The organism is Streptomyces sp. NBC_01384, from assembly GCF_045040035.1.
Taxonomy (GTDB): Bacteria; Actinomycetota; Actinomycetes; order Streptomycetales; family Streptomycetaceae; genus Streptomyces.
The window spans coordinates 2,811,897-2,831,244 of the sequence record NZ_CP109559.1 but is presented as its reverse complement, the minus strand read 5'-3'; the positions used below and the strand labels follow the sequence as shown (position 1 = coordinate 2,831,244).

Genomic DNA, 19,348 nt, shown 5'->3' with positions numbered 1-19,348 from the left:
TGCGGGTTGTGGGTGCGGGGGTGCGGGTCCGCGGGACACATGGTGGCACGGTGCCTCGCGGGCGCCTTCCGGCGCCTTGACCTCAATCATGGTTCATGTCTGAGGGTCTCCCACGCTGCCGGTCCGTCGCTTACGCGTGCACCCCCGCCGCTTGAGCGACGGGGGTGCACGGGGGATGCAAGGGGGACAAAGGATGCGGGAGCTTGGCTACGCCCGAACCGTCTCCCCCGGCAGTGCGAGGTCCACGTCGACCGGGCGGTCGTCGCCGGAGTGCGTCGCCGAGGAGGCGAGCGGGCCGTGGCCCGCGGCCTTGGCGGCGAGGACGTACGCCCCCTGAGCCGGTACGGCCAGCGCGTAGCTGCCGTCCTCCGCGGAGAGCGCGGCGCCCGCCTGGCGGCCGTGCTGGTCGATCAGGGTGACCTTGGCGCGGGCGACCGGGCCGCCGTCGGCGTCCAGGACCCGGCCGCGGAAGCCGCCGAGGATTTCCCGGGCGCGCTCCAGCGCGGCGTCCTCCTCGCTGCTGGCGCGCAGTTGCGGCTTGGTCGCCTGGGGCCGGCCCGGCAGGAGCAGGGCGAAGAGCAGGCCGACGGCGACCGCGGCGGTGGCGATCAGGAAGGAGACCCGGAAGCCGTGCATGGTCGGGATCGCGACGCCGCCGACGTTGTTCGCGGTGTTGGCGAGGACCATGCCGATGACGGCGCTGGAGACCGACGTACCGATGGAGCGCATCAAGGTGTTGAGGCCGTTGGCCGCGCCCGTCTCGGAGGCCGGGACGGAGCCGACGATCAGCGCGGGCAGCGAGGAGTAGGCGAGGCCGATGCCCGCGCCGAGGATCACCGAGATCACGATGGTCTGCCAGGCGGCGCTCATCAGGCCGAGGCCCGCGCCGTAGCCGATCGCGATGATCAGCATGCCGAGGATCAGCGTGACCTTGGGGCCGTACTTGGCGGAGATCCGGGCGTAGACCGGCGCGGTGAACATCATCGTCAGGCCGAGCGGTGCCACGCACAGGCCCGCGACCACCATCGACTGGCCGAGGCCGTAGCCGGTGGCCTTCGGCAGCTGGAGGAGCTGCGGCAGGACGAGCGAGACGACGTAGAAGGAGACGCCGACCATGATCGAGGCGAGGTTGGTGAAGAGCACCGAGCGGCGCGCGGTGGTGCGCAGGTCGACCAGCGGCGCCTTCACACGCAGCTCCATCACGCCCCACAGGAGGAGGACGACGGCCGACGCGGCGAACAGGCCGAGCGTGGTGGCCGAGCTCCAGCCCCAGTCGCTGCCCTTGGTGATCGGCAGCAGGAAGAGGACGAGGCCCGCGGAGAGGCCCGCCGCGCCCAGCGCGTCGAAGGTGCCCTCGGCGCGCATCGGGGACTCCGGTACGGCGACGAGGGTCAGGACGATCGCGACGGCGCCGAGACCGGCGGCGAGGAAGAAGAGGGCGTGCCAGTCGGCGTGCTGCGCGACCAGGGCCGCGACCGGCAGCGCGAGTCCTCCGCCGACGCCGATGGAGGAGCTCATCAGGGCCATCGCCTCGCCGAGCTTCTCGCGGGGCAGCATGTCGCGCATCAGGCCGATGCCGAGCGGGATCGCGCCCATGGCGAAGCCCTGCAGGGCGCGGCCGACGATCATCACCAGCAGTTCGCTGGTGAAACCGGCTATGAGCGAGCCGACGACCATCACGGACAGGCTCGCGAGCAGCATCCGCCGCTTGCCGTAGAGGTCACCGAGCCGGCCCATGATCGGCGTGGCCACGGCTCCCGCGAGCAGCGTCGAGGTCATCACCCAGGTGGCGTTGCTGGGTGCGGTGCCCAGCAGTTCCGGCAGGTCCTTGATGACCGGGACGAGCAGGGTCTGCATCACCGCGACAACGATGCCCGCGAAGGCCAGGACCGGCACGATCGCGCCGCTGGGCCTCCGGGTGGGCCGGTCGGTCGTCGTGTGAGTCATTACGTGAGGCCTCCAGGCCGGGAGAGATGGGGTGAACGGCGGGTGGGCCGTGCGGGACAAGTCGGTGAGCCGTGCGGGATGAGCGCCGGGTAAACCCCGTATGCCCAGGCAACTATTCCGATGCTTTGGCGTACTAACGAATTCTTGACCTTCTCGTGAGGATCTGATCTCCCGTCAGGGGCTGTCACGTTAGTGAAACGTGTTCTACTCTTGCGCGCCATGAAGGCCTACGTCGCCGGGGTCGGGATGACCAGGTTCGAGAAGCCCGAGACTCGTGAATGGCAGTACTGGGACATGGTGCGGGAGGCGGGGAGCGGCGCTCTCGCGGACGCCGGGATCACGTACGCCGATGTGGAACAGGTTTCTGTCGGCTACTGTTTCCAGCCTTCGACGGCCGGCCAGCGCGCCGCCTACGAGCTCGGCCTGACCGGCGTTCCCGTCTACAACGTCAACAACAACTGCGCCACCGGGGCGAGCGCGCTGATGCTGGCGCGGCAGTTCGTCGAGGGCGGGGGCGCGGACTGCGTACTGGCGCTGGGGTTCGAGAAGATGAAGAGGGGCGCGTTGGGGGGTGGGGCCGACGGGGGAGACTTCGCGACGTCCCCGGTGGCCCGGCACTACGGGATCATGGCCGCCCGGCACGGCTTCGAGATGTCCCCGCCCACCGCGCAGATCTTCGGCGACGCGGCACGCGAGCACATGGAGAAGTACGGGACCACCGAGGCGCAGCTGGCCGCCGTCGGCGCCAAGAACCACCGGCACTCGGCGAACAATCCGTACGCCCAGTTCCAGGACGTGTACACGGTCGACGAGATCCTCGCCGCCCCGGTCGTGCACCGGCCGCTGACGAAACTCCAGTGCTCGCCGACCTCGGACGGGGCCGCCGCGGCGGTCGTCGTGTCCGAACGGTTCGTGGAGCGGCACGGGCCGGCGGACCGGGCGGTCGAGATCGTCGCCCAGGTCATGACCACGGACACGGAGGAGTCCTTCGCGTCCGGCTCGTGCGTCGACGTGGTCGGACAGCCGATGTCGCGGGAGGCCGCGCGCCAGGTGTACGAGCGGTCTGGACTCGGCATCGACGACGTGGACGTCGTAGAGCTGCACGACTGCTTCTCCATCAACGAACTGCTGACGTACGAGGCGCTCGGGATGTGCGAGGCGGGAGCATCCGGCGAGCTCGTCGAGTCGGGGGCCACGACGTACGGCGGGCGCTGGGTGGTGAACCCGTCCGGCGGCCTGATCTCCAAGGGGCATCCCCTCGGGGCCACCGGGATCGCGCAAGTGGCCGAGCTGGTGTGGCAGTTGAGGGGAGAGGCGGGGAGCCGGCAGGTGGCGGGCGCGCGGGTCGGGCTCGCCCACAACATCGGGCTGGGCGGAGCGGCGGTGGTCACGCTGCTGCGGGCGGGGGAGGAGTAGGGGGGCCGGCCTTTGCAGGGCTGCCGGCGAAGATCTCCGCCCGTTGAGGCAACGAAATCCGGTCCTCGTGGACTCCTTTGAACATCTAGGGGGTGCCCATGGGGGATCGAAAGCAGGTTCGGGACGAGGAGTTCCAGAGCTTTGTCATCGGCCGCTGGCCGCGGTTGATGCGTACGGCATTTCTCCTTACGGGGGAGCAGCACGCCGCCGAGGACCTGGTCCAGACGACGCTGGAGCAGGTCTATGTGGCCTGGCGCAGGGTCGGCGCGGCCGACGAACCGGAGGCCTATGTACGGCGCGTGATGATCAACGCGCATGCCCGGAAGCACCGCAGAAGGCTCAAGGAGTTCCTGGCGCCGAAGGACGACTCGGGGCTCTCGCGCGAGCTGCCGGACCACGGTGACCGGATCGCCCAGGCCGACGACCGCAGCGCCTTGCTGAAGGCGCTCGCCCAGCTGCCGCCGCGCCAGTGCGAGGCGGTGGTCCTTCGGTACTGGGAGGACCTGAGCGAGAGCCAGACGGCGGAGGCGATGGGCTGTTCGGTGGGCGCGGTGAAGAGCAACGCGGCGAAGGGGATCGCGAAGCTCCGCGCCATACCGGGACTGGCCGACATGGTGACGCACGGAGGGCGGAAGTGATGAGCGCGGACCGGGAGACGAATCACGACATGGCGACGCACACGGACATCGCCCTTCTGCTGGCTGAAGCCGCGGACGAGGTGGAGATCGGTATAGCCCCCTACCAGGCGGTGGTCCGCGGCGGCCGGCGTCGCAAGGCCCGCCGCTGGGCGCTGGCGGCGGCCGCGGCGCTGGTGATCGCCGGTTCGACGGGGACGCTGGCGCTGGCCGGGGGGCTGGACGGCGACGGGCACCGGGTAGCGCCGGTGGCGACGCGGCCGCCCACGGGCGAGGAGCGGCATGTGTACGAGCCGCAGCGGACCACCTTGGCGAACTGGTCGGAGGGCGGCAAGGAGTGGCGGGTCACCATCGACGTGTGGGGGGCACCGGAGAGCGCGGAGGAGGCGCAGGTCCAGTGGACCGCGATGGGCGGTTACGGCGAGGCCACGGCGGACGTGCACACAGCCAAGGATCTGGTCGGCCTGAGCCGGTACTTCGTGCGTCTGTCGGTGGACGACCGCACGTCGACGGTTTCGTGGGGCGAGTTCGTCAAGGGCGAGTCCGTGTCGGGCACGGACATGCCGACCTCCTATGCGATGCCACTGCCGGCGGGTGACAAAGCCAAGCCCGGCGCCCCCAACCGGCTGGTGATCGGCGACGTCGCGCCGACCGCGCGGAACGTCACCTGCACCTGGAACGACGGCACGACGACCGAGGTGCCGCGTGCGCCCGAGGGCGTCGGCTTCGGCCCGGACTTCAAGCCGTACATCCGCCCTGTCCAAGGTTCCCAGCCGAGTTGGTTCGTGTGTCTGGCCCCGGAAGGCAAGAGCTACAAGTCGGTGAAGGTGACGGGCTGATGTGAGCCGACCAGGTGGGCCGGGAGAAGGGAGCTACAGCCACCCCTGCTGACGTGCCTCCCGCATCGCCTCCATCCGGTTGCGGGTGCCCGTCTTGCCGATCGCGGAGGAGAGGTAGTTGCGGACGGTCGACTCGGAGAGGTGGAGCTTCGAGGCGATGTCGGCGACGGTCGCGCCGTCCACCGAGGCCTTCAGGACGTCGCACTCGCGGGCGGTGAGCGGATTGGGCCCGGCGCTCAACGCGGCGGCGGCGAGCGCCGGATCGATGACCGTCTCCCCGGTCAGTACCCGCCGGATCGCCTCGGCCAGATCCTCCACGGGGCCGTCCTTGACCAGGAACCCGGCGGCGCCCGCCTCCATCGCGCGCCGCAGATACCCGGGCCGGCCGAAGGTGGTGAGGATCAACACCCGGCAGTCGGGCGCCTGTTCGCGCAGTTCGGCGGCGGCGTCGAGGCCGCTCATCCCGGGCAGCTCGATGTCCAGCAGCGCCACGTCCGGGCGGTGCGTCAGCGCCGTGTCCACGATGGCGTCGCCTGCCGCCACCTGGGCGACGACCTCGATGTCCGGTTCCATCCCCAGCAACAGGGCGAGTGCGCCCCGCATCATTCCCTGATCCTCGGCAAGCAGGACACGCACGGACTTCGTGGGCCGGTGGTCCCGGGGCATCTCGTTCACGGGGCCAAGCGTAAGGCGAGGAAGGGCTCATGACCCGTGGTGGTGCTCGCTTCGCCGGTCATTAAAAACTCTCCATTGTTCGACTCCGCGCGTCTTGACGGTCCTTGACTCCGGGCAAACAATCGCCTCGACATTCCGTGATCGCCTTTGCCATTCCTATGTCGGGTCGATTTTCGCAAACGTTCGACATTTCGACCGGGAATGGGTTCGGTATTTCGATCGAACGATGTCCGGTATTTCGACCGAGTACCCGCACTGTCCTACCAGGAACGGAAGAGGTGCACCGTGTTCCCAAGAATGTCGCGCCCCAGACCACGGCGGCTGAGAAGCGCGGCCCTGGCCGTGCTGTCGGTGCTGGCGGCCGTTATCGCGCTCGCCGTCGGCGCTCCGGGGGCCGCCGCCGCGGGCTCGCTCCCCTGTGACATCTACGCCGCCGCGGGCACACCCTGTGTCGCCGCGCACAGCCTCGCCAGGGCGCTCTACTCGTCGTACAGCGGCTCGCTCTACCAGGTGCAGCGCGCCTCGGACGGCGCCACCGCCAACATCGGTCTCCTGTCGGCCGGCGGATACGCGAACGCGGCGGCGCAGGACTCCTTCTGCACCGGCACGACCTGCATCATCACCCGGATCTACGACCAGTCCTCGCGCCACAACGACCTCACCGTCGAGGGGGCGGGCGGCGCCGGCAAGGCCGATGTCGGCGCGCCCGCCGACGCGCTGCCGGTGACCGTCGGCGGCCACCAGGTCTACGGCCTGGAGATCTCGGCCGGCATGGGCTACCGGAACAACGCGACGTCGGGTGTCGCCGTGGGCGGGCAGGCCGAGGGGATGTACATGGTGACCTCCGGCACCCATGTGAACGGCAGCTGCTGCTTCGACTACGGCAATGCCGAGACCAACAACCAGGACACCGGCAACGGCCACATGGACGCGATCAACTTCGGCACCGAGTGCTGGTTCTCCCCCTGCTACGGCCAGGGCCCCTGGGTGCAGGCCGACCTGGAGAACGGGCTGTTCCAGTCGGACTCCGGCTACAGCAAGAACTCCTCCAACACCGGCACGGGGCCACTGCCCTTCGTGACCGCACTGCTGAAGAACAACGGCCAGAACCATTTCGCGCTGAAATACGGCAACGCTCAATCGGGCAGTCTCACGACCACCTATTCCGGGGGTGAACCCACCACCAGTGGTTACTCGCCCATGCACCAGGAGGGCGCCATCGTCCTGGGCACCGGGGGCGACAACAGCAACGGCTCCATCGGGTCCTTCTTCGAGGGCGTCATGACCTCGGGCATCCCGACGGACGCCGCCGACGACTCCGTGCAGTCGAACATCGTCTCCGTCGGCTACGGCGGTGCGACCGGCAGCACCGGCTCGCTGACGCCCGGTTCGGAGATCTCACTGCGGGCGACGACCTCCTGCTGCACGACCGACTACATCCGCCACCAGGCCGGCGCGGGGGTCGTCTCGCAGATCACCTCCAGCAGTTCGACCCTCGACAAGAACGACGCCACCTGGATCGTCCGCCGGGGCCTGGCGAGCAGTTCCTGTGTCTCCTTCGAGTCGAGGAACTACCCCGGGGACTTCTTGCGGCACTACAACTACCGGCTCTACCGGCAGCCCATGGACGGCACCGCACAGTTCAGATCCGACGCGACGTTCTGCCCGCAAACGGGCCAGAACGGCCAGGGGAGTTCCTTCGCGTCGTACAACTACCCGAGCAAGTTCATCCGCCACTACAACTACAACGTCTACGTCGCCAGTGACGGCGGCTCCAACACCTGGGACAGCGCCACGTCCTGGACGGACGACGTGAGCTGGGTCGTCAGCCAGCCCTGGGCGCCGTAGCGGCCGCGGAATCCCGCACATCCGCCGGCTCCCGCGGGAGTTCGGACTCCAGGGAGAGTTCCGACTCCCGGGGGAGTTCGGCGGTGACGGTGAAGCCGCCGCCCGGCGCCGGTCCCGCCTTCAGCGAACCCCCGGCTGCCGCGAGGCGTTCCGTGAGGCCGATCAGTCCGGTGCCGCCGATGCCGTCGACCCGATGGGCGGGCTTCTGGAGGGAGACGCCGGTGCCGTTGTCGGTGATGTGCAGCCGGACGCGTTCGGGGGTGCCGTCGACGGTGATCTCGCAGCGGGTGGCGCCGCTGTGCCGGACGACGTTGGTGACCGCCTCGCGCAGCACCCAGCCGAGGAGGGCCTCGGTCTGGGGGACGAGGGGCGGGCCCGACTGCCGTACGACCGGGTCGACTCCCACCGCGGACAGCGCGGAGCGGGCGCGGTCCAGTTCCGTGGCGAGGCTGCCCTCGCGATAGCCGGTGACCGCCTCCCGGATCTCCGTGAGGGCCTGGCGGCCGACCGACTCGATGTCCGTGACCTGGACGAGGGCCGCCTCCAGATCGCGAGGGGCCAGCCGGCGGGCGGCCTCCGACTTCACCACGATCACGGAGAGCGTGTGGCCGAGCAGGTCGTGCAGGTCGCGGGAGAAGCGCAGGCGTTCCTTCTCCACGGCGCGGCGGGCCAGTTCCTCGCGGGCGGCTCGCAGTTCCCGTACCGCCTCGGAGAGGGAGAGGATCGCCGCCGTCACCATGGTGGACAGGAAGGTGCCGTACGCGATGTTGATCGCGTCCCAGCCCGCCCGGAAGAAGGAGACCAGCGCCGCGAGCGCGGTCAGGCCGAGGCCGAACTGACCGAGCCACGGGCCCCGCAGAACGGCTCCGGTGGCCAGGCCCAGCAGCGGAAAGAAGTACAGCCAGTTGCCGCCGTACGCGAGGGCCAGCCCGCAGGTGACCAGGCCCATCAGAACGAGCGCCACCTTCGTGGAGCGGGACTCGCGCTTCTCCTTCACGAAGGCGCGGAACGTCACGTAGATGTAGAGGGAGTTGAAGGCGAGCAGGCCCAGGGCGCCGATCCAGGGTTGCGGCGTCTTGCCCTGGAAGAGGTTGGAGAAGGCGCCCATGCCCATCAGCAGCCACGGCAGCAGTGCGAAGCCGGTGGGCGGCGGGCCCGGATTCTCCGGCATCTTCCCGCCGTTCTCGCGGGCGGCCCGCTGCTCGGCCTTGAACCGTTCCATGTCGGCCTTCCAGCGCGCCCGCGCCGCCCGCCACCCCTTCACCTGGCAGGTGACTTCTCGTATCCAGGACATGTCCCCCCCCGTTCAGACGGTCCGTGCGGACCGACGGTACGAGACCACAGCGTACGAACCGAACGCCAGTAGCCAGGCAGTCAGTACCACCACCGCGCCGAGCGCCGGTGCGTTGCCGTCGGCGACGGACGTGCCGAGCTGGGCGAAACGGTAGGTGGGTGTGTAGGCAGACAGGGACTGGAGCCAGCCCGGGAAGAGCGTGAGCGGGAACCACAGGCCGCCGACCACCGAGAGTCCCAGGTTGCACACCATGTTCGCGACCCCGGTCGTCTGGGCGGTGAGCCGGTAGCCGTTGCCGAGGCCGAGCAGGGTGAAGGGGATCGAGCCGAGCCACAGCAGCACCGCGATCGCCGCCCACTGCCAGACGTCCAGCCGTACGCCGTTGACCAGGCCGCCGGCCATCAGCACCGCGGTGATCGCGGGCAACACGGTCACCGAGCCGGTGAGCGCCCGGCCGAGCACCACCTCGCGCGGTGTCATCGGCGTCACCCGCAACTGCCGCAGCCAGCCGACCACCTTGTCCTCGGCGACTCCGCCGCCGGTGTTCAGAGCCGAGCCGACCGCGCCGTACGCGGCCATGCCGATCATCGAGCCGGTCTTCCAGCTGCCGTCACCGCCGTCACCGAGGTTGGTGAGCAGGAGGTACATCATCACGGGCATCGCGATACCGCCGATCACGAAGCCGGTGTCGCGCAGCGTCCGGCGCACTTCCAGCCGCAGATAGTCCAGCATCACACCGTCTCCAGAGCATGCGAGGTGAGCGCCATGAACGCGTCGTCCAGAGACGCGGGGACGACCTCCAGGCCGCGGATCGCACCCAGCTCCGCCAGCGCGACCACTGTCGCGTCCGAGTTGTCGGTGCCCAGCAGGGCCCGGTCCCCGCGCACCTCCACCGACACCACACCGGGCAGCAGAGTCAGCCCCTCGGTGCCCCGGCCCGCCAGGTCGAAGGAGACCAGGTTGCCGCCCACCGCCCGTTTGAGCTGCTCGCCGGTGCCGTCGGCGACGATCCGGCCGCGGTCGATGACGACGATCCGGTCGGCGCGCGCGTCGGCCTCCTCCAGGTAGTGCGTGGAGAACAGGACGGTGTGCCCGCGGCGCGCGTACGCCCGCATCGAGTCCCAGAACGCGTGTCGCGCCTCCACGTCCAGCGCGGCGGTCGGCTCGTCGAGCACGATCAGGTCGGGGTTCCCGGCGAGCGCCACCGCGAACCGCACCCTCTGTGACTGTCCGCCGGAGAGCCGGTCGACGCGCCGCCCGGCCAGCTCCGCGATCCCCGCGAGCCGTAGCGCCTCGGCGACCGGCAGCGGCGCGGGATAGCGGCCGGCCACGAAGGAGACCAGCTCCCGGACGGTGACGCGGGGCACCGGCCGGGTCTCCTGCAGCATCGCGCCGACCCGCCCGGCGCGCACCGCCGCCTCCGGGCGGCCGCCGAAGAGCGCGACCGCCCCCTCGTCCGGCTCGTTCAGCCCGAGGAGCAGGGAGATCGTGGTCGACTTCCCCGCGCCGTTGCGGCCCAGCAGCGCCACGGTCTCGCCGCGCGCGATCTCCAGGTCCACACCGTCCACGGCGCGCACCGCGCCGAACGTCCTGACCGTCCCCGTGAAGGACACGGCCGGTTCCGGTTCCGTGATCCCGGCCGTCCCCGTGGTCCCCGTCATTCCTGTCGTTCCTGCCGTCCCCGTCGTCCGTGTCATGCCTACGACGGTATGGGCCGGGAGCCGCGCCCGGCAGAGGCACTTGTGGGCAATCGGCCGGGACAAATGTCATGACCGACGCCCGACGCCCGACTCCTGGTGCTCAAGGATCTGACATGGCGTCAGTAGTCTTCACAACTACTGGGCGCTGGGCTATACAGGGGGTCGCCGTACTGGAACGCGTTCTAGAACGGGCGGGTTCCGTGGCCCAGTGTCGACCTCGGTGCGGCCGACGGTGCGGACGGCCGCACCGAGGTCTTTCGCGCGCTACTGATCAGGAGCCCCATGCCCATCGACGCCGCCAAGGCCCTCGCCGCCGAACCCCGCAGCGGTGAGATCACCTGGGACCGCAAGGACGTCCAGCTCTATCACCTCGGCCTCGGAGCGGGCATTCCGGCGACGGACCCCGACGAGCTGCGCTACACCCTCGAATCGAAGCTGCACGTCCTGCCGAGCTTCGCCACCGTCGCGGGCGCCGGTTCCCCCGGAGTGATCAGCGGCCTGTCCATGCCCGGAGTCGACGTCGACCTCGCCCGTGTCCTGCACGGCGGCCAGACCATCGAGCTGCACCGCCCGATCCCGGTCGAGGGCAAGGCCGTGGCCACCGGGCGGATCGCCGCCGTCTACGACAAGGGCAAGGCGGCCGTCCTCGTCATGCGCACCGAAGTCGCCGACGCCGAGGGCCCGTTGTGGACGAACGACGCCCAGATCTTCGTACGGGGAGAGGGCGGCTGGGGCGGCGACCGCGGCCCCTCGACCCGCCTCGAGGAGCCGACGGGTCCGCCGGACCGGACCGTCGAGCGCCCGGTCCGCGAGGAGCAGGCGCTGCTCTACCGGCTCTCCGGCGACTGGAACCCGCTGCACGCCGACCCCGAGTTCGCCAAGCTCGCCGGGTTCGACCGGCCGATCCTGCACGGGCTGTGCACGTACGGGATGACGCTCAAGGCGGTCGTCGACACGCTGCTCGGCGGGGACGTGGCGCGCGTCCGCTCGTACACCACGCGCTTCGCCGGGGTCGTGTACCCGGGGGAGACCCTGCGCATCCGTATGTGGCGGCAGGACGGCAGCGTCCGGGTGGCCGTGAGCGCCGTCGAACAGGGCGACGCGCCCGTCCTCGCCGACACCGTCGTCGCACACTCCTGAGCCCAGCCCACCCGTTGACCAGCCCACTCGTTGAACCGCCCATCGTTGACCCGCCCCACCGTTCGACCAGCCCGTTTCGAGGGGAGCCGCACCATGCGCGCAGCCGTACAGCACGAGATAGGCCAGGACAAGCTGGAAGTCCTCGACGACATCGAGGCGGTGGGCTTCGGGCCGGGCAGGGTGCGGATCCGGGTGCGGGCCACCGGGCTGTGCCACTCGGACCTGTCCGCGATGAGCGGCGTACTGCCGCAGCCCGCGCCGTTCGTACCCGGCCACGAGGGTGCCGGGGAGATCGTCGAGGTCGGCGAGGGCGTCACCCACCTCAAGCCGGGCGACCGGGTCGTCGTCTGCTGGCTGCCGGCCTGTGGTGTCTGTCCCGCCTGCAAGCGCGGCCAGACCCAGTTGTGCCTGGCCGGGTTCATGAACGCGGGCACGCCCAACTTCAGGCGCCCCGGCGGAGATGTCTTCGGCTTCGCCGGTACCGGCACCTTCACTGAGGAGGTCGTGGTCGACGCCGGTTCCGCCGTGCCGATCCCGGACGACGTGCCCTTCGACATCGCGGCCCTCATCGGCTGCGGGGTGACGACAGGCCTGGGCGCCGCGCTCAACACCGCGGACGTGGAAGCCGGTTCGTCGGTCGCCGTCATCGGCTGCGGCGGCGTCGGCATCTCCGCGATCCAGGGCGCCCGGCTCAAGGGTGCCGCCGAGATCGTCGCCGTGGACCCGGTCGCCTCGCGCCGGGAGGCCGCGCTGAGGTTCGGCGCCACCAGGGCCGTAGCACCGGACGAACTCCCGGGCGCGAAGCAGGAGATCACCGCGGGCGAGGGCTTCGACTACGTCTTCGAGGTCGTCGGCCGCTCCGCCACCGCCCGCACCGCGTACGAGAACACCCGCCGCGGCGGCACCCTCGTCATCGTCGGCGCGGGCGCCATGGACGACTTCCTGCAGCTCAACATGTTCGAGCTGTTCTTCGACGAGAAGCGGATCCTGCCGTCCATGTACGGCGGCGGAGACGTCCTGCGGTCGTACGAGCGGACGGTCGCCCTGTGGCGCGCGGGCCGTATCGACCTGGAGAGCCTGATCACCCACCGGGTGCCGCTGTCCGGGATCAACGAGGCGCTGGACCAGATGCGGACGGGCACCGCGCTGCGTACGTGCATCGAAATCTGACCCCCACGATTGCCCACGATTGCTGAGGACTTCGATGTCACTGCCGCTTGAAGGGCTGACCGCGATCGTCACCGGCGCCGGGCGCGGGCTCGGCCGGGCCGAGGCACTGGAACTGGCCCGGCTGGGCGCGGCCGTCGTCGTCAACGACTACGGGCAGCCCGGGCGGGACGGTTCAGGCGCGGCCTCCGCCACCCCCGCCGAGCAGGTCGCCGCCGGGATCCGCGCCGCGGGCGGCCGCGCCCTCGCCCACACCGGGGACGTCGCCGACCGTGAACAGGCCTGCGCACTGGTGGAGTTGGCGATCACCGAATTCGGGAAGCTGGACATCCTGGTCAACAACGCGGGCATCCTGCGCGACCGGATGGTCTTCTCGATGTCCGAGGACGAGTGGGACTCCGTCGTCCGGGTGCATCTGAAGGGGCACTTCAACACGACCCACTTCGCGTCCGCGCACTGGCGGGCGCGAGCCAAGGCGGCGGACGGGCCGGTGTACGGGCGGATCGTGAACACCTCGTCGGAGGCGTTCCTCGCGGGCTCGGCGGGCCAGCCCAACTACGCTGCCGCGAAAGGCGGGATCGTCGGGCTGACGACCTCGACCGCGCTGGCACTCGCGAAGTACGGCGTGACGGCGAACGTCATCTGCCCGCGTGCCCGGACCCGTATGACCGAGGACGTGTTCGGCGGCTTCGAGGTGCCCGAGCAGGGGCTCGATCCCCTTGCCCCGGAGCATGTCGCGCCCCTCGTCGGCTACTTGGCCGCGCCCGCCGCCGCGCACGTCAACGGCCAGCTGCTCGTCGTGCACGGCGGCATGGTCGCGGTCGTCGAGCGGCCGCGGGTGGCCGCCAAGTTCGACACCAAGCAGGACGTCTTCACGTACGACGAACTCGACGCGCTGCTCGGCCCGTACTACGCGCAGCGGCCCAAGGGGGAGACGTTCGCGGCGGCGGAGGTACTGGGGCTCAAGCACGCCTAGCCGTCACGTGGGGGCCCTGGAGCCCCGCAGCGCACGGCCCCGCAGCGATACGCCCCCGCAGCGATACGCCCCCGCAGCGATACGGCCCCGCTCGCGTCGTGCGCGAGCGGGGCCGTATCGCTGGACCGACGTGCTGTCAGGCCGATGTGTTCTGCTGGTCGGACGGCTTGCGGTGGCGGCCGTGTGGGGTCGCCTCGTCGTCCTGGCCGGAGACCGGTCCACGGTGCTTGCCGTGACCTTCGGCCTCCTGGGCCCCGGCCTCCCAGGCTTCGGTGGCCGGTGGTTCCATGGTGCTGGTTTCGCTCATGTGGAAGTGTTCACCCCGTCGACAAGATCCTTCTTTGCAGCCGGAGGATTCTAACCGGTCGCTCCCGCGGGGACGGTGGCGGGTGACGGGCTCGCGGGGGAGCCGCTCCCCTCGGCCCGAACGGCCTCGTACGCGAACGCCGGACGGGCCAGCAGGTGCACCACCCGTCCCTCCAGCGGTGCTTGCTGGAGCGGGACCGGGCGGGCCGCCGCTCGTTCCGGTGGACGCGGGAGCTCCGTGTCCACCGAAACCATGGGGGCCGTCACCCGTGTCACCCCGCAGGGCACCGCCCCCGTCGCGTACGGCAGATGCAGCACCCCTTCCCTGGTCCACAGGCCGGTGCCCGCCAGCCACCCCTCGGGCGCCGGGAGATGGTGGACCTGGCGTTCGACGGGCCGCCACACCCCCACCCAGCTGCCGGCCGGGCCGTCGATACGCAGGGCCACCGCGCAGCGCTCCGGCGTCAGGACCTGGCCCGGCTGGATCGCGAACGGCGTCACCGCGCAGTCGGTGGTGCGCAGGCAGTCCGGGAAGCGGACCGGCAGGGTGCTGCCGAGGACGCCCCAGCCGAGGCGGTCGTGGCCCGGGGACGGCGCGTCCGAGCGGATCAGCAGCAGGCCGCTGTCGGCGTCCGCGAGCAGCAGCCGGTCGTTGCTGTCCTCGGCGATCTGCAGCAGTGGCGACACCTCGCCGCCGCGCTCCAGGTCGACGACCACCGTTTTGGTCCGGCCGTCCTGGAAGCGGTCCAGGGCCAGCAGCCGCCCCGTTCCGTCCAGCCAGACACCGCCCGAACAAATGCCCGGCACCTCGGCCAGGTGTTCGGGGCCGAAGGTGCCGCCCGCCACCAGCCACACCGCCGTGGACCCCCGGCCTACGGTGAGGGCGTAGGCGTGCTCCCCGTCCGGCGCGGGCGGCAGCAGCCACAGCCGGGTGCCCTCGTCCGGGCACTCCACCGCGCCGAGGGGCAGCTCCCCGGTGCCGGGCCCGGTCGGGTACAGCAGCGAGAACGCGTGCCGGCCGTCCGCCACGCGGTGGATCAGCACCCGCCCGTCGGTCATCGGCAGCACCTCGGTGCCGGGCTCCTCCGGCTGGCGGGACGGCAGCGGCACGGCGTACGGCTCGGGGCCGTCCAGCGTCCAGCGCTCCGGGAACCAGCACCCGCCGTCGAGGGCGAGGCGTGCCGCGTAGGTTCCGTCCGCGGCGATCACGCATGCGGGGCGGTTGGCCCGCTCGTTCCAGGGTTCCGCCGCGGGTTCGGTCGCACAGGCCGTCATCGTTCGGTCACCTCCGGTGACGAAGGTAGTTTTCGTACGCACAGACGTGAGACCGGCGGGCGGGCGCTTCACACATAAGGGTGGCCGTGCCGCGATTCGCCTGAGGGAACGGGGGCGCGTGTGCTGAGCGGGGTGGGACGACCGGATTTCCGCGGGCGCCCGATCTTCTGCGAAGATCACCGCAACCGTCGATCGAAGATCACCGCAACCCATCGACCGAGGAACCACGACGGCGAGAACCCGGTCCGCGAGAGCGGCGCCGGTTTGGGCGCAAGGAGGGGCCAGGTAGCCTTTTCCCCGTGCCCCGTCTGTCTGAAGTCATCGCCGCGCTCGACGCTCTCTGGCCCCCCGAGAGGGCCGAAGGGTGGGACGCGGTCGGCACCGTCTGCGGCGACCCCGACCAGGAGGTCGCAGGCGTCCTGTTCGCCGTCGACCCTGTCCAGGACATCGTCGACGAAGCGGTGAAGCTGGGCGTGAACCTGCTGGTCACCCACCATCCGCTCTATCTGCGCGGTACGACGACGGTCGCGGCCGGCACCTTCAAGGGCCGGGTCGTGCACACCCTCATCAAGAACGACATCGCGCTGCACGTCGCCCACACCAACGCCGACCGCGCCGATCCGGGCGTCAGTGACGCCCTCGCCGGGGCGCTCGACCTGCGCGTCGTACGGCCACTCGTGCCGGACACCACCGACCCCGACGGCCGCCGCGGCCTCGGCCGCGTCTGTGAGCTGGACCACCCGCTGACCCTTCGCGCGTTCGCCGCGCGCGCCGCCGAGCGGCTGCCCGCCACCGCGCAGGGCATCCGCGTCGCCGGTGACCCCGAGGCACTCCTGCGGACCGTCGCGGTCAGCGGCGGCTCCGGCGACAGCCTCTTCGACGACGTGCGCGCATCGGGCGTCGACGCCTTCCTCACTGCGGACCTGCGCCACCACCCGGCGTCGGAGTTCATGGCGGATCGCGCCCACAGTCCTCTCGCGCTGCTCGACGCGGCACACTGGGCCACCGAGTGGCCCTGGTGCGAGCTGGCCGCCGCCCAGCTCGACGAGATCTCCGACCGCCACGGATGGGGCCTGAGGGTCCACGTCTCGAAGACGGTCACCGACCCCTGGACCGCCCACGCGGCGTCCACCGAAACCTCTAACGCAATGGGAGCCCCCAACTGAACGCCGCGCCCGCTGATCAGATCCGACTTCTCGACGTCCAGGGCCTCGACGTACGCCTGCAGCAGCTCGCGCACAAGCGGAGGTCCCTTCCCGAGCACGCCGAGATCGAGTCGCTGAACAAGGACCTCACGCAGCTGCGCGACCTGCTCGTCGCCGCGCAGACCGAGGAGAGCGACTGCGCCCGCGAGCAGACCAAGGCCGAGCAGGACGTGGACCAGGTGCGCCAGCGCGCCGCCCGCGACCAGCAGCGCCTGGACTCCGGTGCCGTCACCTCCCCCAAGGACCTGGAGAACCTCCAGCGCGAGATCACTTCCCTCGCCAAGCGGCAGGGCGACCTGGAGGACGTCGTCCTCGAGGTCATGGAGCGCCGCGAGTCCGCGCAGGAGCGGGTCGCCGAGCTCACCGAGCGGACCTCCTCCGTGCAGTCGAAGATCGACGACGCGACCGGCCGCCGGGACGCGGCCTTCGAGTCCCTCGACGGCGAGGCGGCCTCCGTGACGAAGGAGCGCGAGGTCATCGCGGGCTCCGTCCCCGCCGACCTGCTCAAGCTCTACGACAAGCTGCGCCAGCAGCAGGGCGGCGTCGGCGCCGCGCGGCTCTACCAGCGCCGCTGCGAGGGCTGCCGCCTGGAGCTCAACATCACCGAGGTCAACGACGTGAAGGCGGCCTCCCCGGACACCGTGCTGCGCTGCGAGAACTGCCGTCGCATCCTGGTGCGCACCTCCGAGTCCGGCCTGTAAGGGGTTCGGGGCGTGCGGGAGTTCATCGTCGAGGCCGACGGCGGTTCCCGGGGCAACCCGGGGCCCGCGGGGTACGGCTCCGTGGTCATCGACGCGGTCACGGGGGAGACGCTGGCGGAGCGTGCCGAGTACATCGGCATCGCCACCAACAACGTCGCCGAGTACCGGGGCCTGGTGGCGGGCCTGCGCGCCGCCCACGAACTGGACCCGACCGCACGCGTCCGGGTCCGCATGGACTCCAAGCTCGTCGTCGAGCAGATGTCCGGCCGCTGGAAGATCAAGCACCCGGACATGAAGCCCCTGGCCGCCGAGGCGTCCCGCGTCTTCCCGCCCTCCCAGGTCACCTACGAGTGGATGCCGCGCGAACAGAACAAGCACGCGGACCGGCTGGCCAACGAGGCGATGGACGCCGGGCGGCGGGGCGAACAGTGGTCTCCGTCGGTGTCGACGGCGGAGCTGGACGCGCGCGCGGCGAGATCCGCGGTACCTGAGCCGTCGGGCCCGCCCGGGGACGCGACAGCGGGCGCGGCAAAGGCCCGCGCGGCCCTGAAAGCACCGGGTTCGGGAGCGCCTCTCAAGGGGCGCGGGGCCGTGACATCTGCGGCTCCGCCGCGCGGGCGCGACCAGCCCTCACCGTCCCGCACCCCGACGGCTCCCGTCTCCACCCCGTCACCGGCCCCTCTGCCACCCGGCGGCGAAGCCGCGAAGGCCGAAGACGACGCGCGGGCCGCGCGCAACGTGGCCACGCCGGCGCCGTCAACCGGCTGGGGCGCGGCCCCCGACATGAGCGCCCCCGCCACCTTCGTCCTACTCCGCCACGGCGAGACCCCCCTCACCCCCCAGAAGCGCTTCTCGGGCAGCGGCGGCACCGATCCGTCGCTGTCGGACGTGGGCCGCGAGCAGGCCGAGCGGGTCGCGGCCGCGCTGGCCGCACGCGGGACCATCCAGGCGATCGTGGCATCGCCACTCACCCGCACCCGGCAGACCGCGGCCGCCGTCGCCGACCGCCTCGGACTGGACGTCGTCATCGAGGACGGTCTGCGCGAGACGGACTTCGGCGCCTGGGAGGGCCTCACCTTCGCCGAGGTGCAGGAGCGCCACCCCGACGACCTGAAGGCCTGGCTCACCTCGCCGAAGGCCGAACCGACCGGCGGCGGCGAGAGCTTCGCGGCGACCGCCCGCCGTATGGCCGTCACCCGCGACAAGCTCATCGCCTCGTACGCGGGCCGCACGGTCCTCCTCGTCACCCATGTCACCCCGATCAAGACCCTCGTACGCCTGGCCCTCGGCGCCCCGCCGGAGTCCCTGTTCCGTATGGAACTGTCCGCGGCGTCCCTCTCGGCGGTGGCGTACTACGCGGATGGCAACGCGAGCGTCCGGCTGTTCAACGACACCTCTCACCTCCGCTGAGACTGCCGCCCGGCGGCGCGCTCGCGCAGGATCTCGGCGGTCTCCCGGTCCGCAGGCAGGAACGCCTCCAGATGGAGTTCCGCGAGCGTCACGTCCACGGCGGTCGCGAACGAGGTCAGCGTCGTGAGCAGTCTCAACTCGCCCTCCGCACACCGCAGTCGCAGCGGCACGGCGAAGCCGAGATAGTCGGCGCCGGGCTCGCCCGCCGGTACGTACCCCGCCAACTCCTCGGCCAGCGCGTCGAGGAACGGGTCGGGGCTGCGTACGGCCCGGGCCCGCAGGTTCTCCACGATGTGCTGCCCCCACGCGTCGAGGTTCACCACCCGCGACCCCATCCCGCGCGGATGCAGCGCGAGCCGCAGCACATTGACGGGCGGTGCGAGCAGCGCGGGGTCCGCGCCCTCCGTGAGCACGTCGAACGCCCCGTTCGCCGCGACGAGTTCACCCCGCGGCCCCGCCACCACCGCCGGATACGGCAGATGCCCTTGGAGAATGCTGTCCAGCGCCTCCCGTACGGGTTTCAGCGCGACCGCGTCGAGCGGTGACTCCGCGAACGCGGGCGCGTAACCGGCCGCCAGCAGCAGTGAGTTGCGCTCCCGCAGCGTCAGGCCGAGCGACTCGGCGAGCCGGATCACGATCTCCCTGCCGGGCACCGAACGCCCGCGCTCGATAAAACTGACGTACCGCTGGGTCGTCCCCGCGCGCGAGGCGAGCTCCAGCTGACTGACCCGGCGGACGGTGCGCCAGCGCAGCAACTCCCGGGCAAAGGGCGGGGTTTCGGTCACGGAGGCGCCGGTGGTGCTGGTGGTCATGG

The 19,348-nt window shown here is 71.0% G+C and carries 18 protein-coding genes; 10 read left to right on the top strand and 8 right to left on the bottom strand.

Translation table 11 applies throughout. The features are described from left to right. Positions 1–207 precede the first annotated feature (207 nt). A complete protein-coding gene (locus OG747_RS12800; protein ID WP_405879441.1) occupies positions 208–1,947 on the bottom strand; it encodes an MFS transporter in 1,740 nt (579 codons plus the stop codon). A 219-nt stretch (positions 1,948–2,166) separates the two neighbouring features. On the opposite strand from OG747_RS12800, the gene OG747_RS12795 reads away from it, so the two are divergent. The 3 genes from OG747_RS12795 (at position 2,167) to OG747_RS12785 (ending at position 4,837) form a co-directional block, all read left to right on the top strand. Continuing rightward, on the top strand, positions 2,167–3,363 hold the full coding sequence (locus tag OG747_RS12795) for a lipid-transfer protein (RefSeq protein WP_405879440.1): 1,197 nt from the start codon (positions 2,167–2,169) through the stop codon (positions 3,361–3,363). 98 nt (positions 3,364–3,461) lie between these two features. Beyond that, positions 3,462–4,001, top strand: a complete 540-nt coding sequence (locus OG747_RS12790) for a SigE family RNA polymerase sigma factor (protein WP_405879439.1) — start codon at positions 3,462–3,464, stop codon at positions 3,999–4,001. After that, positions 4,001–4,837, top strand: a complete 837-nt coding sequence (locus OG747_RS12785; protein ID WP_405879438.1) for a hypothetical protein — start codon at positions 4,001–4,003, stop codon at positions 4,835–4,837. The genes OG747_RS12790 and OG747_RS12785 overlap by 1 nt, the downstream gene beginning before the upstream one ends. Before the next feature lie 33 nt (positions 4,838–4,870). On the opposite strand, the gene OG747_RS12780 is transcribed toward OG747_RS12785, so the two are convergent. Beyond that, positions 4,871–5,503, bottom strand: a complete 633-nt coding sequence (locus OG747_RS12780; RefSeq protein WP_405885523.1) for a response regulator — start codon at positions 5,501–5,503, stop codon at positions 4,871–4,873. A 306-nt stretch (positions 5,504–5,809) separates the two neighbouring features. Between OG747_RS12780 and OG747_RS12775 the strand changes: the two genes are divergently transcribed. After that, positions 5,810–7,360, top strand: a complete 1,551-nt coding sequence (locus OG747_RS12775) for an alpha-L-arabinofuranosidase B (RefSeq protein WP_405879437.1) — start codon at positions 5,810–5,812, stop codon at positions 7,358–7,360. On the opposite strand, the gene OG747_RS12770 is transcribed toward OG747_RS12775, so the two are convergent. Genes OG747_RS12770 through OG747_RS12760 form a run of 3 tightly spaced genes read right to left on the bottom strand, consistent with a single transcriptional unit; the run spans position 7,338 to position 10,315 of the window. Continuing rightward, positions 7,338–8,654, bottom strand: a complete 1,317-nt coding sequence (locus tag OG747_RS12770; RefSeq protein WP_405879436.1) for a sensor histidine kinase — start codon at positions 8,652–8,654, stop codon at positions 7,338–7,340. The genes OG747_RS12775 and OG747_RS12770 overlap by 23 nt on opposite strands. Positions 8,655–8,666: 12 nt before the next feature. After that, positions 8,667–9,386: an ABC transporter permease gene (locus OG747_RS12765; RefSeq protein ID WP_405879435.1), complete on the bottom strand. Its 720-nt coding sequence runs from the start codon at positions 9,384–9,386 to the stop codon at positions 8,667–8,669. Continuing rightward, the gene (locus OG747_RS12760) at positions 9,386–10,315 is read right to left on the bottom strand and encodes an ATP-binding cassette domain-containing protein (RefSeq protein WP_405879434.1); all 930 of its coding nucleotides are present in this window, start codon (positions 10,313–10,315) and stop codon (positions 9,386–9,388) included. The genes OG747_RS12765 and OG747_RS12760 overlap by 1 nt, the downstream gene beginning before the upstream one ends. 321 nt (positions 10,316–10,636) lie before the next feature. On the opposite strand from OG747_RS12760, the gene OG747_RS12755 reads away from it, so the two are divergent. The 3 genes from OG747_RS12755 (at position 10,637) to OG747_RS12745 (ending at position 13,637) form a co-directional block, all read left to right on the top strand. Beyond that, complete coding sequence (locus OG747_RS12755) at positions 10,637–11,494, top strand: MaoC/PaaZ C-terminal domain-containing protein (RefSeq protein WP_405879433.1); 858 nt, start codon at positions 10,637–10,639, stop codon at positions 11,492–11,494. Between the two features lie 93 nt (positions 11,495–11,587). Next, positions 11,588–12,664 carry a Zn-dependent alcohol dehydrogenase gene (locus OG747_RS12750; RefSeq protein ID WP_405879432.1) on the top strand — a complete coding sequence of 359 codons (1,077 nt, stop codon included), beginning with the start codon at positions 11,588–11,590 and terminating at the stop codon, positions 12,662–12,664. A gap of 34 nt (positions 12,665–12,698) precedes the next feature. Beyond that, positions 12,699–13,637, top strand: a complete 939-nt coding sequence (locus OG747_RS12745; RefSeq protein ID WP_405879431.1) for a 3-oxoacyl-ACP reductase — start codon at positions 12,699–12,701, stop codon at positions 13,635–13,637. A 136-nt stretch (positions 13,638–13,773) separates the two neighbouring features. Here the strand turns inward: OG747_RS12745 and OG747_RS12740 are convergent, their stop codons facing one another. Continuing rightward, entirely contained in the window at positions 13,774–13,944 is a 171-nt protein-coding gene (locus tag OG747_RS12740) for a hypothetical protein (RefSeq protein WP_405879430.1), read from the bottom strand. A 50-nt stretch (positions 13,945–13,994) separates the two neighbouring features. Then, positions 13,995–15,218: a hypothetical protein gene (locus OG747_RS12735; RefSeq protein ID WP_405879429.1), complete on the bottom strand. Its 1,224-nt coding sequence runs from the start codon at positions 15,216–15,218 to the stop codon at positions 13,995–13,997. A gap of 299 nt (positions 15,219–15,517) precedes the next feature. Between OG747_RS12735 and OG747_RS12730 the strand changes: the two genes are divergently transcribed. The 3 genes from OG747_RS12730 to OG747_RS12720 are packed head-to-tail and all read left to right on the top strand — an operon-like array spanning position 15,518 to position 18,534. Further along, entirely contained in the window at positions 15,518–16,384 is an 867-nt protein-coding gene (locus OG747_RS12730; RefSeq protein WP_405879428.1) for a Nif3-like dinuclear metal center hexameric protein, read from the top strand. After that, complete coding sequence (locus tag OG747_RS12725) at positions 16,381–17,124, top strand: zinc ribbon domain-containing protein (protein ID WP_405885522.1); 744 nt, start codon at positions 16,381–16,383, stop codon at positions 17,122–17,124. The genes OG747_RS12730 and OG747_RS12725 overlap by 4 nt, the downstream gene beginning before the upstream one ends. 12 nt (positions 17,125–17,136) lie before the next feature. Beyond that, entirely contained in the window at positions 17,137–18,534 is a 1,398-nt protein-coding gene (locus tag OG747_RS12720; protein WP_405879427.1) for a bifunctional RNase H/acid phosphatase, read from the top strand. On the opposite strand, the gene OG747_RS12715 is transcribed toward OG747_RS12720, so the two are convergent. Then, the gene (locus OG747_RS12715; protein WP_405879426.1) at positions 18,522–19,346 is read right to left on the bottom strand and encodes a helix-turn-helix domain-containing protein; all 825 of its coding nucleotides are present in this window, start codon (positions 19,344–19,346) and stop codon (positions 18,522–18,524) included. The two genes, OG747_RS12720 and OG747_RS12715, sit on opposite strands and share 13 nt — an antisense overlap. Positions 19,347–19,348: the final 2 nt, after the last annotated feature.